The organism is Arthrobacter sp. ISL-95 (genome assembly GCF_018613695.1).
Taxonomy (GTDB): domain Bacteria; phylum Actinomycetota; class Actinomycetes; order Actinomycetales; family Micrococcaceae; genus Arthrobacter.
In genome coordinates, this window is the sequence record NZ_JAGGPR010000003.1 from 272,372 (window position 1) to 287,092 (window position 14,721).

General features: G+C 61.8%; 12 protein-coding genes. 4 read left to right on the forward strand and 8 right to left on the reverse strand.

Annotation, left to right across the window (positions count from 1 at the left end; all coding sequences use genetic code 11):
• The 3 genes from J7I86_RS22605 to J7I86_RS03565 form a co-directional block, all read right to left on the reverse strand.
• On the reverse strand, window positions 1-808 hold an 808-nt coding region (locus J7I86_RS22605), incomplete at its 3' end, for an ice-binding family protein (RefSeq protein WP_286179261.1).
• 286 nt (window positions 809-1,094) lie between these two features.
• A complete protein-coding gene (locus J7I86_RS03560) occupies window positions 1,095-2,396 on the reverse strand; it encodes a cation:proton antiporter (RefSeq protein ID WP_214815578.1) in 1,302 nt (433 codons plus the stop codon).
• Between the two features lie 41 nt (window positions 2,397-2,437).
• Window positions 2,438-3,001, reverse strand: coding sequence for a TetR/AcrR family transcriptional regulator (locus J7I86_RS03565; protein ID WP_214815581.1), 564 nt, complete (start codon window positions 2,999-3,001; stop codon window positions 2,438-2,440).
• 95 nt (window positions 3,002-3,096) lie between these two features.
• On the opposite strand from J7I86_RS03565, the gene J7I86_RS03570 reads away from it, so the two are divergent.
• Both J7I86_RS03570 and J7I86_RS03575 read left to right on the forward strand, forming a co-directional pair.
• Window positions 3,097-3,930, forward strand: coding sequence for an alpha/beta fold hydrolase (locus J7I86_RS03570; protein WP_214815584.1), 834 nt, complete (start codon window positions 3,097-3,099; stop codon window positions 3,928-3,930).
• A 318-nt stretch (window positions 3,931-4,248) separates the two neighbouring features.
• Window positions 4,249-5,520 (forward strand): MFS transporter, encoded by a 1,272-nt coding sequence (locus tag J7I86_RS03575; RefSeq protein ID WP_396019854.1) that lies wholly within the window; start codon window positions 4,249-4,251, stop codon window positions 5,518-5,520.
• Window positions 5,521-5,635: 115 nt separating this feature from the next.
• Here J7I86_RS03575 and J7I86_RS03580 read toward each other — a convergent pair whose 3' ends face one another.
• The 3 genes from J7I86_RS03580 to J7I86_RS03590 form a co-directional block, all read right to left on the reverse strand.
• Complete coding sequence (locus J7I86_RS03580; protein ID WP_214815590.1) at window positions 5,636-7,144, reverse strand: APC family permease; 1,509 nt, start codon at window positions 7,142-7,144, stop codon at window positions 5,636-5,638.
• Window positions 7,145-7,362: 218 nt separating this feature from the next.
• Complete coding sequence (locus J7I86_RS03585) at window positions 7,363-8,859, reverse strand: aldehyde dehydrogenase family protein (protein WP_214815593.1); 1,497 nt, start codon at window positions 8,857-8,859, stop codon at window positions 7,363-7,365.
• A 23-nt stretch (window positions 8,860-8,882) separates the two neighbouring features.
• Window positions 8,883-9,362: a hypothetical protein gene (locus J7I86_RS03590; protein WP_214815596.1), complete on the reverse strand. Its 480-nt coding sequence runs from the start codon at window positions 9,360-9,362 to the stop codon at window positions 8,883-8,885.
• A gap of 118 nt (window positions 9,363-9,480) precedes the next feature.
• Here J7I86_RS03590 and J7I86_RS03595 point away from each other — a divergent pair, with 118 nt between their 5' ends.
• Together J7I86_RS03595 and J7I86_RS03600 are read left to right on the forward strand one after the other, a co-directional pair.
• Window positions 9,481-11,451: a primary-amine oxidase gene (locus J7I86_RS03595; RefSeq protein ID WP_214815599.1), complete on the forward strand. Its 1,971-nt coding sequence runs from the start codon at window positions 9,481-9,483 to the stop codon at window positions 11,449-11,451.
• A gap of 104 nt (window positions 11,452-11,555) precedes the next feature.
• Window positions 11,556-12,173, forward strand: coding sequence for a TetR/AcrR family transcriptional regulator (locus J7I86_RS03600; RefSeq protein WP_214815601.1), 618 nt, complete (start codon window positions 11,556-11,558; stop codon window positions 12,171-12,173).
• Between the two features lie 40 nt (window positions 12,174-12,213).
• On the opposite strand, the gene J7I86_RS03605 is transcribed toward J7I86_RS03600, so the two are convergent.
• On the reverse strand, window positions 12,214-13,575 hold the full coding sequence (locus J7I86_RS03605) for an MFS transporter (protein ID WP_214815604.1): 1,362 nt from the start codon (window positions 13,573-13,575) through the stop codon (window positions 12,214-12,216).
• Between the two features lie 145 nt (window positions 13,576-13,720).
• A complete protein-coding gene (locus tag J7I86_RS03610) occupies window positions 13,721-14,635 on the reverse strand; it encodes a LysR substrate-binding domain-containing protein (RefSeq protein WP_214815607.1) in 915 nt (304 codons plus the stop codon).
• Window positions 14,636-14,721: the final 86 nt, after the last annotated feature.

Below are 14,721 nucleotides of genomic sequence, written 5' to 3' on the forward strand. Positions count from 1 at the left end.
TAGCAGTCGCCGTCTCAGTCTCAGGTGGCGCTGAGGTTGTGGGCGTCGTGTTGCAGGCCGGGGCGGTCACCACGTTGGTGTCAAGGGAAACCTGCCCGTTGCGGGCCAGCAGCCGCCCCTCCACTACTGCGTTGGTTTGAGCGGTTATGGACGTCAGGGCGAGGATGGTTCCCTTGAAACTCGAGGCGGTGCCCAGGGTAGCTGAGCTGCCCACTTGCCAGAACACGTTGCAGGCTTGGGCGCCGTTAATGAAGACGATGCTGCTGGCTGAGGCCGTAATCAGGGTTGAGGCAACCTGGAAGACAAAAACCGAGGCAGGGTTGCCTTGGCCGTCCAGGGTGAGCTGTCCGCTGAGCGCCAAGGAAGACGTTGATTTGTAAACGCCCTCAACGAGCGTTCGACCCACCAGGTCTCCGGAGACACTGGTTGTGAGTGGTTGCCCGGCGGCATTGTTGTACGCGGTGGTCAGATCAGTCTGAGCCTGCAGTGCCACTGCGTCCGCTGCATGAATGGTTCCAGCGGTGATACCCGGCGGAAATCCTGTGATGGCAGTGCCCGGGCTCACGCCGAGGTCGCCTTGGAGGGTAGTTGGTCCGGTGTTGGTCACGGTTGTGGCGGCAAGGACGGAATAGGACGTCGCCGTACCCAAGTTGACCGGCGTGGCTGCGAACGCAGGAGCCTGTTGCAACATGATGGCGCCTACAAGGAGAAGAACTCCGGAGGCCGCTCCTACTGATGCCGTGGTGCGGCGACGGCCCAATACCGTGGATGGCGCTCCTGGATTTTTTCGCGCGGAGCTGTGTTGCATGGCAGTTCCTTCCCCCGGCGGGGCAAACGCCCCAAAGCAACTGCCCAACAGAATGCGGGGAGCTATACAGCGGACTGTACGCCCGAAAATACAGCGCGACTAGGGCAGGATCGGGGCAAATTAACGGCGGCCGAGTGCGCAGGATCTCCTCCGATAGCCGCGAAATGTGTATCGTCCCTGCTCAAACCATCAGGATGCTGATAATTGGGGCAAAGGCGCCTGTTTAATTTCACAAATAATTTCTCCAGAATCTCGACAAATATCGGAACGCCGGGCTTGCAATTGCTCAAACCGCTGTTGTCGGCGCCCGGCCTTCGTCACCGTGCTGCGTGCGTGCCGCAGCCAGCCGAAGCCGGTCCAGTCGATTCATCAACGGCGCAGTGGTGGCCCCGTGCACCACAATGGACAACGCCACTACCAACGCGATCAGCGCCCACAGTTGGTGCGCCTCGGCGTCGAAGTTTCCATGGGTCAGCGCGTAGCCCACGTAATAAAGTGAGCCGATCCCACGGATGCCGAAGTAGGAGATGGCCAGGCGTTCGCGCGGACCGGTCTTGCCGCCCATCAACCCGAGCCATCCAGCCAAAGGGCGCACCAGCAAGAGGAACGCCAAAACCACCAACAACTCCACCCAACCGATCCCCTCCAAGAGTCCACGGGCTATTGCCCCGCCAAGGAGCACCAGGATCACTACGGTCATCAGACGCTCGAGTTGCTCTACGTAACCATGAAGGACCTGGTGGTACGCGTGGTGGCGCTCAGCGGAGCGGATGGTCACGGCGCAGATGAAGACGGCGACGAATCCGTAGCCCTCCACCAACTCGGCCACTCCATACGCCAGGAAAGTGGCAGCGAGCGCCACGAAGCCTTCGGAGTGATCCGATAACCGGAAGCTTTTACCCTTGGCAGCGAAGAAGATCACGCTGAGGAGTTTGCCGGTGCCGAACCCGAGCAGCACGCCAACAGCTATTCGCCACAGAACGTCCAAGCCGACCCATTCCCCCAGCCAAGCGCCGGGAGAGGCCCCCACAAGGCTGATGAGAATGGCCAGGTACACAAAAGGGAAAGCGAGGCCATCATTCAGGCCTGCCTCGGAGGTCAAGGCAAAGCGGACCTCATCCTCATCCGGGTCCTCCTCAGTGTCCGCAGGTTTTCCCACTTGGACCTCGGAGGCCAGCACCGGGTCCGTGGGCGCAATCGCGGCCGCCACCAGGATGGCAGCGGCAAGACCCAGCCCCAACACCCACAGTCCCAGCAGCGTCATCACCAGAATGCTCAAGGGCATGACGATTCCGAGCAGGCGCCACGTGGTGGACCACCCGCGCCAACGGAAGGGTCTATCCAAGGCCAGTCCGGCGCCCATGAGGGAAATGATGACGCACACTTCGGTCAGGTGCATCGTGAAGTCCGCGTGCAGGATGGGGTTTGGATCTGGCAGCTCAGGAAGCAGGGTGAAAGCGAGAATTCCGCTGCCCAGAAAGACCATCGGCATTGAAAGGGGCATGTGGCGCAACAATTTCGGCAGGACCGCAGCGGCCAACACCGCAAAGCCTGCCGAAAGGAACACAATGCTGGGGACTTCAAACACGAATTGTCTTCTTCCTGACGCGTTGAAGGCGTGTCAGAAGCCTAGTTGGATGTCAGCGCCACGTCGATCAGAACTTCGGCTGCTTGACGCGCCTGCCCTGCCGCATCAGAAGTTCCGGCAATAGCCGCAGTGGTCTGGGCGCCCTCGGCGAGGATGGCGAGTTGCGGAGCCAAGTAAGACGGGGCGCCGGCTTCTACCGCCAGGCGAGCCACGAATTCCTGGAATGATTCCTTGTGCTTCCGCGCGTACTCGGCAACCTCGGGGCTGATGGCCCCTAACTCAGCGAAGCTGTTGATGAAGCCGCACCCACGGAACGAGTCCTGGCAGAACCATCCTGCAAGGTAGTCAAAAATGGCGAGGAGGCGTTCCCTGGCCGTCCCGGCTTGCTGGACGGTGGCATCCAGCCCTTCAGTCCACGACTCATGCCGGCGCTCCAGAACGGCCATGACGATGCTGCTCTTTGAGGGAAATTCCCCGTAGAGCTTCTTCAGTGAGATCCCTGCCGCCGAGCGGAGTTCATCCATCCCGACGGCCTGGATTCCCTTGGCGTTGTAGAGTTCGTCGGCTGTGGCAACGATGCGTTTGCGAACCTCGGAAATATCCATAAGGCCATTCTACTTGCATTGAGAACGAACGTTCTCTACTATGGAAAACACAGAGGGAGAACGGTCGTTCTCCACTTAGAGAAAAGGGACACATCATGGGTTTCATCAAGGTCGGCACGGAGAACACCACGGACATTGAGCTCTACTACGAAGACCACGGAACGGGTCAGCCCGTAGTCCTCATCCACGGCTACCCGTTGGATGGCGGCTCCTGGGAGAAGCAAACCGCAGCCCTCCTCAACGCCGGCTACCGGGTGATCACCTACGATCGCCGCGGCTTCGGCAAGTCCAGCAAGCCGACCACCGGCTACGACTACGACACCTTCGCAGCCGACCTCAACACCGTGCTTGAAACCCTGGACCTGCAGGACGCAGTGCTGGTGGGCTTCTCCATGGGAACCGGGGAAGTTGGACGCTACCTTGGCACCTACGGTGAAGCCCGGGTCGCCAAGGCCGCATTCCTCGCCTCCCTCGAACCGTTCCTCCTCCAGACCGACGACAACCCCACCGGCGTTCCGTCGTCAGTCTTCGACGGCATCCGCAACGCCGCAATCGAGGACCGCTACGCCTGGTTCACCAACTTCTACAACGACTTCTTCAACGCCGATAACTTCCTGGGCAACCGCCTCAGCGAAGAAGCCCTGCGGAATTCCTGGAACGTAGCCGCTGGCTCATCCTGGTACGCATCCTTCGCAGTGGTGGATTCCTGGCTCACCGACTTCCGCTCGGACATCGAGAAGGTCACCATTCCGTCGCTGATCGTCCACGGCACCGACGACCGCATCCTGCCGATCGATGCCACCGGCCGCGAATTCACCAAGCGACTGCCATCAGCCGAGTACGTGGAAATCGAAGACGCACCGCACGGCATGCTCTGGACGCACGGCGCTGAAATCAACGAGATCCTGCTGCGCTTCCTGGCCAAATAACCACTTCCGCAGGCTCAACAGGCACAACATATAACGCTTACGACGGCGGCAGCCCGCCTTGGTTCCACCGGAACCAAAGGTGGCCTGCCGCCGTCGCGCGTTGACGTAGCTTGCATCACGTTCTATGCTTTATGAATCGATTCAAGATGTAACCTTCCTCACGCTGAATAACCACTTTGTTCAGTCCTGGATGGGAAGAGTTCTTGTTCCTTGCCAACGACGCCAGAGGAGTACAGCGACGTGACAGTCACGCAGCGGAGGGATCTCAGCATCTCCCCGGAACCCACCACGGGCCAGAAAGATCCGAAGAAAGCCGCCATGAGCGGTTGGATCGGAAGCGCGCTGGAGTACTACGACTTCGCCCTGTACTCACTGGCGGCGACACTCCTGTTTCCCACCATTTTCTTCCCCACCGAGAACCCCACTGTCGGCATCATCGCCTCACTGGCCACGTACGCCGTCGGATATGTTTCCCGTCCTGTGGGCGCCGTGATCCTGGGCGCCTACGGTGACCGGCACGGGCGCAAGAAGGTCCTCGTTTTCGCGATGCTGCTCATGGGATTCGCTACGTTCGCCGTCGGCCTCCTGCCCACATACGGACAGGTGGGCCTTCTGGCCCCCGTCCTCCTGGTGATCCTCCGCCTGATCCAGGGATTCGCGGTCGCCGGCGAACTCGGTGGCGCCAGCGCGATGATCGTAGAGCACTCCCCCGATGCGAAACGCGGCTTCTTTGCCAGCTTCAGCCTGCAGGGTACGCAAGTGGGATCCATCCTTGCCACAGCTGTCCTGATTCCGCTCGCTGCACTCCTCCCCGACGAGCAGTTCCACTCCTGGGGTTGGCGCTTGCCGTTCCTGCTCAGCGCTGTTGTGATCATCGCAGGCTATGTCATCCGCCGCCGTGTGGAAGAGCCACCCGCATACTTGGCCCAGTCCGAAGACGCCACCGCCAAACGACGCTTCCCCTTGGTAGACCTCCTGCGCACGCACCCTTGGGTTCTGGTCCGTTGCGTCATCATGACCTTCACCAACGTCATCGGCATGGCCACCCTCATCTTCGGCGTCTCCTTCGCCACCCAAAAGGGATACGGCATCGGCTTTTCCAGCAGCGAGTTCCTCTGGGTGACCATGGCCGCCAACGTGGCCGCCGTGCTGACCATCCCGCTGTTCGGCGCCCTGTCCGACAAAATTGGCCGGCGCTCCCTGATGGTTGCCGGTGGCATTGCCGGCGGCCTGCTCACCGTGGGATACCTCTGGGCCATCGAACAGCGCAGCCTGCCTCTGGTGTTCCTCTGCGTCGTGACCGTGCAGGGCATCCTCTTCCAGATGTGGAACGCCACGTTCGCCACGTTCTTCCAGGAGCAGTTCCCCATGCGGATGAGGGTGACGGGCTTCGCGGTCTCCCAAAACATCGGGCTCATGATCGCCTCCTTCTTCCCCAGCCTGTTCACGGCGATCGCTCCCCCTGGCTCAGCCAACATCCCCCTGGTCATCGGCCTGACCACGCTTGGCATCTGCCTCGTCTCAGCCGTAGCAACCCTCTTGTCCCCGGACACCAAGGGCAAGACGCTCGAGGACCTCGAAACCCGCTAGTCGCCGAAACCCGCTGCATCGCCGAGATCGCCGGAAAGCTGCCGGATCGATGGCAACCTTCCGGCGATTTCGCATGGTTCCAGCGATCTCTCGCGCGTCCCCTGCGATCTCGCGGTTAGTCGTTGACGAGTTCGGCCCTCTCACTGACCGGCACTACCGCATCCCGCACCTTCTTGCCGCGTGCATATCCCACGAGTCCCAGGGCCAGGATGCATCCGAGGGTGCCGAGGGCGAAGGCTTCGAAGGTGAACTGCGAGACGCCCCACGTTGCCTCGAAGTCGTACGGCAAGCCGAAAAGCACATCCAGTGTGCCCGGGAAGATGGCCACCCAGGACCCGATAAGGATCCACGCGAAGCAGATGTACCCGAGGATACGGAAACCTAGATCGGAGACCGGCACCTTGAACGGCCGGTCAACACGGGGATACTTGCTCCGGAGCTTCACGGCTGCCGGGATTGCCATGAGGTAGCTGAGCAGGAACGTCGAGATCGCGATGGAGAGGACCACCCCGAAGAGTGCGCTGCTGGTGCCGCTGAGCTGCATGGCCGCGAGCATGAACAGCGTGGCCACTACACCGGAGAGCGTATTGACGCGGATTGGCGTGCCCAGCTTGGGATGGAAGCGCCCGAAGAATCCTCCGAAGAAGGAGCCGTCCGCCGCGGCCATGGCCTGCATGCGGTCGCTGATGATCATCCATGCAGCACCCTGCGAGACCAGGATGAAGCAGAAGACTACAGCGGACACCGACAACGTGATCTCAGCCGCAGGACCAAAGACTGTGTAGACGGTGGCGATTGCCCCGAACAGCCCGCCAATTCCCGTGATCTGGTCCAGCGGCACCACCAGCAGGATGGCAAGGATGGGAAGCAGGTAGCTCGCGGCGGCGATCATGGAGGACCGGGCCACCGAGATGGGAACGTCCTTGGCCGGGTTCTTCATTTCTCCGGCGGCGCTGTTCCCGGACTCAAAACCAAGGAACGAGAACAGCAGAAGTGGAGTGACGCCCAGGAATCCTGCAAGCGTGGGTGAGAAGAAGCCCAGGTCCAAGCCGTTGAAACCGTGCTGCAGCCCGTAAATCATGGTGACAATGATGAAGAAGGTCAGGAACGCGACCTTGAGGATAGCGCCCAAGGAGGGCAGCCATTTGCCGTGCTTCAGGCTGATGATTGCTGACGTGACCGTGATCCAGATGAAGAGCAGCTTGAAAAAGTAATCTACCGGGCTGCCGGCGTCCACGTGGCCCACATACTCGGACCACGTTTCCACCGCGACGAAGGCCATGGCGCCGCCCACCCACACAGGCTGCGTCACCCAGGTGAAAAGGGACGTTATTGCTGCAACCACGCGGCCAAAGGCCATCTTTGTCCACACGTAGACGCCGCCTTCTTCGGTGAAAGCGCCGCCGGTCTCGGCAAAGATGAGCCCGTAGGGAACCATGAACGTGACGGCCAGGATAAGCGTCCAGGTGAAGGTCTCCCCGCCGAAGCCGGAGACCTGGCCCAGGACCTCCACTGAGATGACGGCTGCAACTACCAACAACAGAATGTCGAAGCGGCCCAGAGATTTTTGCAGATGCTTGCTTTGCTCTTGCGCGAGTCGCGTTGAGGCTACTGGCTGATCCATGATCGATCCTTTGCTACTGCTTAAGTTTGCTACTGAGCAGGAAGGGTGGGAAGGGAAGGTGTCTTGACGACTGGTGCGAACGGGAGGGACGGGGCGGACCCCCGTCTACGTTGACGAGGCAGGTCCGGTCCACTGTGAGACTCAGCGTAGGCTCGTGAGTTGCATCACGTAAACCATGGAGTAACGATGCATATCAACGGATTTTCAGATGCCAAGGATCAGCCGAACTGGATCCACGTAGTCTTCGGCGCGGTGTAATTATCGAAAGCGTGCAGGGAGAGGTCACGGCCGAATCCGGACTGTTTGAAGCCTCCGAACGGAGTACTGTTTCCCAGCGCATCCACGGTATTGACCGAGACCGTTCCGGCAAGCAGCTCCCCCGCTACACGATGGCCGCGGGACAGGTCGGACGTCCACACAGAGGCAGCCAGCCCGTAGTCTGTGGCATTGGCCAAACGCACCGCCTCCTCCTCCGAATCGAAGGCGTGCAGCACGGCCACGGGCCCGAAAATCTCGTCCCGGTGGACGTCATGATCCGGCCCAAGCCCTCCCAACAAGGTGGGTTCCAGATAGGCGTCCGAGCCGTGGATTTCGCGCCGCTCACCGCCGAAAAGCACTTCACCTTCGGCGCGTCCGCGCCGAATCCAGCCTTCGACGTCGTTCGCGTGGGCGCTGCTGATCAGGGCACCGTTGCCCTCCAAACCGGCCAAAGGATCCGCGGGGTGATAGCCCGCCGCCGCACCTGCAAGCAGGGCAGCGAATTCGTCATGGATGTCCCGTTGAACCAGGATCCGGGAGTTCGCAGAGCAGACTTGCCCCTGGTTGTAGAAGGCGCCAAAGGCGGCCTTGGCTGCCGCTTCAGGCAGGTCTGGCGTATCAGTAAAGATGATGTTGGAACTCTTGCCGCCCGCTTCCAGGCTTAGCCGCTTGAGGTTGCTGCGACCCGAGGCTTCCAACAGGGTCCGGGAAACGGCCGTGGAGCCCGTGAAAGCCAGTGCATCAACGTCCATGTGGTGTGCCAAAGCCGCGCCAACTTCGCGGCCCGTGCCGGTAATGATGTTCAGAACACCATCCGGGAGACCCGCTTCAGCAGCCAATTCGGCGAGGCGCAGCACACTCAACGAGGTCTGTTCGGCCGGCTTGAGCACCACGGTGTTTCCGGAGGCGAGCGCTGGAGCCAGTTTCCACACTGCGATTTCCAACGGGAAGTTCCAGGGAACGATCGCCGCCACGACGCCCAGCGGCTCGCGTGTCACCAAGGCGGTTGCCCCCGGCGGAACCGCCGGCAATTCTCCATTCTGCTTGTCCGCTGCTTCCGCATACCAGCGCAGCGTGGAGATGGCACCTGGCACATCCACTGTGGTGCTCTGGAGTATTGGTTTTCCACTGTCCAGCGTCTCCAAGAGAGCCAGTTCTTCAGCATGCTGCTCCATCAGGGCGGCCAAGGACAGCAGCAGCTCCTTCCGCTTCTCGGCTCCGCATCGTGCCCAGGCAGGAAAGGCGCGCCTCGCGGCTGCTACCGCGCGATCAACATCAGCGGCCGCGCAAGCAGCCAACTCAGCGAGGACGCGGCCGTCAATCGGACTGATCGTGGGGCGGGTAAGTCCGGTTCCGGCCGCTATCCGGCGACCATCGACGAAGGCCCTGCCATCCGTGGCCAGGGCGTCGGCACGGCCGCGCCAGTCCAAGGACAGGGTGGTGGAGGTGGTGTTCATGGTGACTCCTGAGGTGGGTTTTTTTAGTTCCGGGGTGGTGTTTGGGCGCGGGCCATGCGCAGAGCCGCCGAAGCAGCCATGAGGCAAAGAAGTTCAATGCCAATGATGGCGAGCATGGCCCATTGGTGGTCCGGCGTGGTTGAGCTGTGGACGAGGCCATGGTGGCCATTGGCGGGTGGCCCCAGAAAGAGGCCCAGATGGATGAGGATCATGGCTGCACTCATGGCCAGGAGGTGGCCGGCAGCCCGTGGTGCAGCCTGCCGGGCACAGGGCCGCAGTCTTCGCGCGGGGAATCCCGCCATGGGAGCGACGCAGCTCAGGCACGCAGCACCCATCGCCAGCATCCACCAAGCCATCACGCCTACCGGCCCACTGACGGCTGCCACAACATGAGCTACAGCGCTGCCCGCGGCGGCCATGCTGACAAGGCCCACGCTGACAAAGCCCATGGAAGCGGGCGTGCTCGTGCCGTACCGCCAAGGTAGGCGGGGTTGTTGGTTCATGGTTCTCCTGGCTGCCGGGAATGTTTGGGTCAGGGACTTTACGCCGGCCTGTGAGGTGAGTAACATCAAAGCGTTGGTTGAACAGTTGTACCATCAAAAATCGACTTCAGGAAGTGCCATGATCCTTCAGACCACCCCCTTGGCCGCAACGACGCTGGCTCCGTTGGGGCAGCATTCGCTTGAGCAGCTCTCGGCACAGGAAGTTCACCAGGCCCGCCGGATTTTGGCCGAGGCCGGCCTTGTCGCAGAGACCACCCGCTTTGCCTACCTGGGCCTGATCGAGCCGCCCAAGTCCGCCCTACAGGGGGAAGCCGCGGATGCCGCCCGCCTGGTCCGGGCCATGCTGTGGGACGCCGCGCAGTCACGCTCCCTTGACGTCAGACTGTCCCTGACCACAGGCCTTGTCTGCGAACAGCGGGAACTCAACCCGCAAATCGACGGCCAGTTGCCAGTCCTCCTCGAGGAATTCGGGATCATCGAGGACATCCTGGCCGTAGATGCACAGTGGAACTCAGCACTGGCCAGCCGTGGTCTGAGCCCGGCCCAAGTCCGCGTCGCTCCCCTGTCCGCAGGTGTCTTCGAGTACGGGAATGAGGAGGGCAAGCGGCTGCTTCGCGGCCTCGGATTCCGACAGGACCACCCCGCAGACCACCCGTGGGCCCACCCGATTGACGGGTTGGTGGCTTTTGTTGATGTGGAAAACCGCCGGGTTAACCACCTGATCGACGACGGACCGGTTCCAGTCCCGGAAATCAACGGCAACTACACGGACCCGGCGATTCACGGCGAACTCCGCACGGACCTGAAACCCATAGAAATAACCCAGCCCCAAGGCCCCAGTTTCACGCTGGAGGGCAACCACCTGTCATGGGCCGGCTGGGACCTGCGAGTTGGCTTCGATGCCCGTGAAGGATTAGTACTCCACCAACTCCACCACTCGCACCAGGGGCGGCGCCGCCCGGTGGTTCACCGGGCGTCCATCTCCGAAATGGTGGTCCCTTACGGAGACCCCTCCCCCTACCGCAGTTGGCAGAACTATTTCGATTCCGGCGAGTACCTGGTGGGCCGGGACGCGAACTCCCTCAAGCTTGGTTGCGACTGCCTGGGCGACATCACATACATGTCCCCTGTGGTGGCCGATGACTTCGGCAACCCCCGCACCATTGAGAACGGCATCTGCATCCACGAGGAAGACGCTGGAATCCTGTGGAAGCACACGGATGAGTGGGCCGGCTCCAACGAGGTTCGGCGCAACCGCAGGCTGGTTGTCTCCTTCTTCACCACCGTGGGCAACTACGATTACGGCTTCTACTGGTACCTCTACTTGGACGGCACCATCGAATTTGAGGCGAAGGCCACGGGCATTGTGTTCACGGCAGCGCTTCCGGACAAGGACTACGCGTACGCCTCGGAGATCGCTCCGGGCCTTGGCGCCCCTTACCACCAGCACCTCTTCAGCGCCCGGCTGGACATGATGATCGACGGCGACACGAACCGGGTTGAGGAACTGGACCTGGTGCGCCTGCCCAAGGGACCCGGGAACCCGCACGGCAATGCCTTTACCCAGAAGCGCACGGCGTTGACCCGTGAATCGGAAGCAGTCCGCGACGCCGACGGCACCAAGGGAAGGGTGTGGCACATTAGCAACCCGGACTCGTTGAACCACCTGGGCCACCCGGTGGGATACACGCTCTACCCCGAGGGTAACCCCACGTTGGCCATGGCGGATGATTCCTCCATCGCCTCCCGGGCCGCCTTTGCCAAGCACCACCTGTGGGTCACCCAGCACGACGAGGACGAACTTTACGCCGCAGGCGACTTCGTCAACCAGCACCCCGGAGGTGCCGGGCTTCCCAGCTATGTGGCTCAGGACCGCAACCTCGATGGCCAGGACCTCGTGGTGTGGCACTCCTTTGGCCTGACCCACTTCCCCAGGCCTGAGGACTGGCCCATCATGCCCGTTGACACCACCGGTTTCACGCTGAAGCCGCACGGCTTCTTCGACCAGAACCCGACGCTGAACGTGCCTTCCTCTGCTGCCGGACACTGCGCTCCTCCGGAGCAGAACGCCGGCGGCTGCGGACACTGACCGTTTCACCCGCGCCCACCACTGCGGGAGCGCTCCCGGCGTTCCCGCAGTGGTAGGGTGCTCACGGCCCCGCCATGGCAACCCCGCCCGATTGAAGGAGCAGCATGCCTCGCTTGGTTGATCACGAGGAACGCCGGCGTTCCATCATCGAGACCACGTGGCGCCTGATCGCGGAGCAGGGCATCGAGAACGCCAGCATGCGGGACATTGCCCGGGAGTGCGGTTACGCGGCGCCGGGCGTGCTGGCCCACTATTTCCCCAACAAGGACGCTCTTTTGCTGGCGTCATATGAGTTGATCTGCGAACGCACCAACGAACGCATCGCGGCTGGCACGGCGGGCCGTCGCGGCCTTTCCGCCCTTCGAAGCCTGGCCTTGGAAATCATCCCGGCCGATCCGCTCACCGTGGTGGAAGCCCGCGTGGCGGTTTCCTTCTGGCAGCGCGCGCAGACGGAAAATGCGCTGCGCGCGGTCGGCCGGGAGGCCCTGCTACACTGGCGCGGCTTGGTGATGGGCTTCCTTGCCCAGGCAGAGCACGACGGCGAATGCGAACCTTTGGTGGACCCCGACGCGGTTGCCGATGAGCTGCTGAACATCATGATGGGCCTTCACGTCACGTCCATGCTGGATCCGGATGCGGTCACTGGTTCCCGGCAACGGCATTTGGTGGAGCGTGCACTTGCGCGTCTAGCTGCCCGGAAACAGGCGTATCCCGGGCTCTGATGTGAGCCCGGGCTACGGTTTGTTGATGTCCAGATCTGTTTCAGCGGATGATCCGGGTTGCTTCCTTGGTGCTGGCAGCCACGGGTAACGCGGCGGCCGCGTCCTCGCTCAGAAGGTCCTTGCCTTTGCTTTCCTTCATGCTCAGCACGGCAGCCAGTCCAATCAGGCCTACCAGGATCAGGTAGAAGGCGGGCATCATGTCGTTTCCGGTCTGCGCAATAAGCCAGGTCAGGACGAACGGGACGGTTCCGGCGAAGATGGCTGCGGTGACGCTGTAGGCAATGGAAAGCCCTGTCTGCCGCGTGCGGGTGGGGAAAAGTTCGGCAGCCGCGGCCGCATGGACACCCAGGATGAGGGCCAGGATGACGCCCAGTCCAATGGTGCTGACGATGCCGGCCCAGGCCGTGCCCATTTGCATGATCAGGAACAAGGGATAGGCCAGCACCACCAGTGAAACGGCGGCAGTGATCAGGAGCGGCTTCCTGCCGATTCGGTCTGATAGCGCGCCCACAAACGGTACGAGAATCAGGCCGGCCACGGACGCTGCCGTCGAAAGCAGCGCGGCAGTTCCGGCGTCGAAACCCAATACTTTCTCCTGATAGGTCAGGAGATACACGAGCACTACGTAGAAGGTCACGTGCATCATGACCTCCAGGCCGCTCATCTGCAGCAGCTGCTTCCGGTGCTTGGTGAAGACTTCCTTGACGGGACTCTGCGGGACGTTGCCCAGCTCCTCCAGTGAACGGAATTCCGGGGTGTCTTCAATCTTGGACCGGATGTAGAAGCCAATGACCCCCAGGGGAACCGCGATCAGGAAGGGGATGCGCCAGCCGCCGTCGGCGATTGCTTGGGCGTCCATGGCGCTGGAGAGCACGAAGACCACCAGCGAGGCCGCCAGGAAACCGAGGAGGCTTCCGAATTCAAGCCAGCTAACGCCGAATCCGCGGTGCTTCCTGGGAGAGTACTCGGCCAGGAAGGCGGCCGCGCTTCCGAACTCACCTCCGGCTGCGAGGCCTTGAACCACCCGGGCAGCCACAAGAAGGATGGGCGCCCACAAACCGATTGCGTCATAAGTGGGCAGCAGTCCCACCACCAGCGTGGCACCGCTCATGGAGAGAATCACGATTGACAGCGTCTTCTTGCGGCCGATCCTGTCGCCCAGCGTTCCGAAGACCAGGGCGCCCAGGGGACGGACTCCGAAGCTGATGGCGAAGACCGCAAAGACTGACAGCAGTGCTGCCGTGCTGTCCTGTTGGGGGAAGAAGACTACGGCGATGGTGGAAGCGAGGTAGGCGTAGATGGCCCACTCGAACCAGTGGACGAAGACGCCGATGGAACCGGCGGCAACGCTGGTGTGCAAACCCTTTCGGCTGATTTGCCCCTCGATGTTCTTGGTGTTCACAGTTCCTCCTGGAGGAAGAGATCCTCATGACGTGGATCACGCCCGGTTGCTGGTTTTACCCATCTTCAGGCGCTGGAATGTGATCTGTCCAATAGATTTTTGACAGCAAATGCATCTGCTGAGCAGATGCAGACAATAACCCGATCTAGCTCCGGGCCGCGCGTGCAGCGACAATCTGATGCCGGACCGCCTGCGCTACCGCCCGCACCCTCGCCGTGGGCCGGTGGGACTTCAGGTGCGCCAGGACTGTCTTCAATTCCGGCACATCGTCGCGGATTTCGACGGCGGCCAGCTGGCCGCCGTCGTACGTCAACTGGTGCTGTGGCCGCTGGTGAAGGATGGAATATCCGAGTCCTCGGGCGACAAAAGTACGCACCGTTTCGTAGCTGGCCGAACGGAACCTGATGTCCGGTTCCTGGCCGCCCAGCCTTGCGATGGACATCATGAGGTCCCGGGTGTGCGGCAAGTCCAGCAGCACAAAGGGTTCACCGCTCAGTGCGGACAGTTGAACGGTCTTTGATCCTGCCAGTTTGTGGTCTGACGGAAGTGCCACGTAGGGCCTGACAGTGTCCACCACCGATCTGGCTATCGGTTCGGGAAGGTCCAGGTCGTAGCAAAGCGCCAAGTCGGCCTGCCCACTGAGCAACGCGGCGATGCAGCCTGACGTGTCGGTCTCGATTACTTCCGCTTCCAGGGCGGGGTGGTCTTCCCGCAGCCTGGTCAGCACACCGGGAAGCAGGAAAGGGGCAAGGGTGCTGAAGCAGACTATGCGGATCCGACCAGAGACGCTCTGGTGTTCGCCGCGTGCGTGGTCAATGCTCTCTTCCACCTGCGCGAGGATGGCCTGGGCGTCCCTGACAAACAGCTCGCCGGCCGGCGTGAGCACCAGGCCTTTGGAGCGCTGCCTGATGAAGAACTGCGTTCCGACGTGCCGTTCCAACTGGGCGATCGCGGCGGAGACAGCTGACTGGGCCACATTGAGGCGAACGGCAGCACCGGTCATGGACAGCTGCGCTGCCGCTTCCACGAAATAGCGCAACTGCGTGAGGGTCACATCCATGGGACGAGAATACACTCTGGATCGGAAAAGTCGATGCAATCGTTCTAAAAGAACTGTTGGACAGATTTAGTGCAGCGCACGAAGCT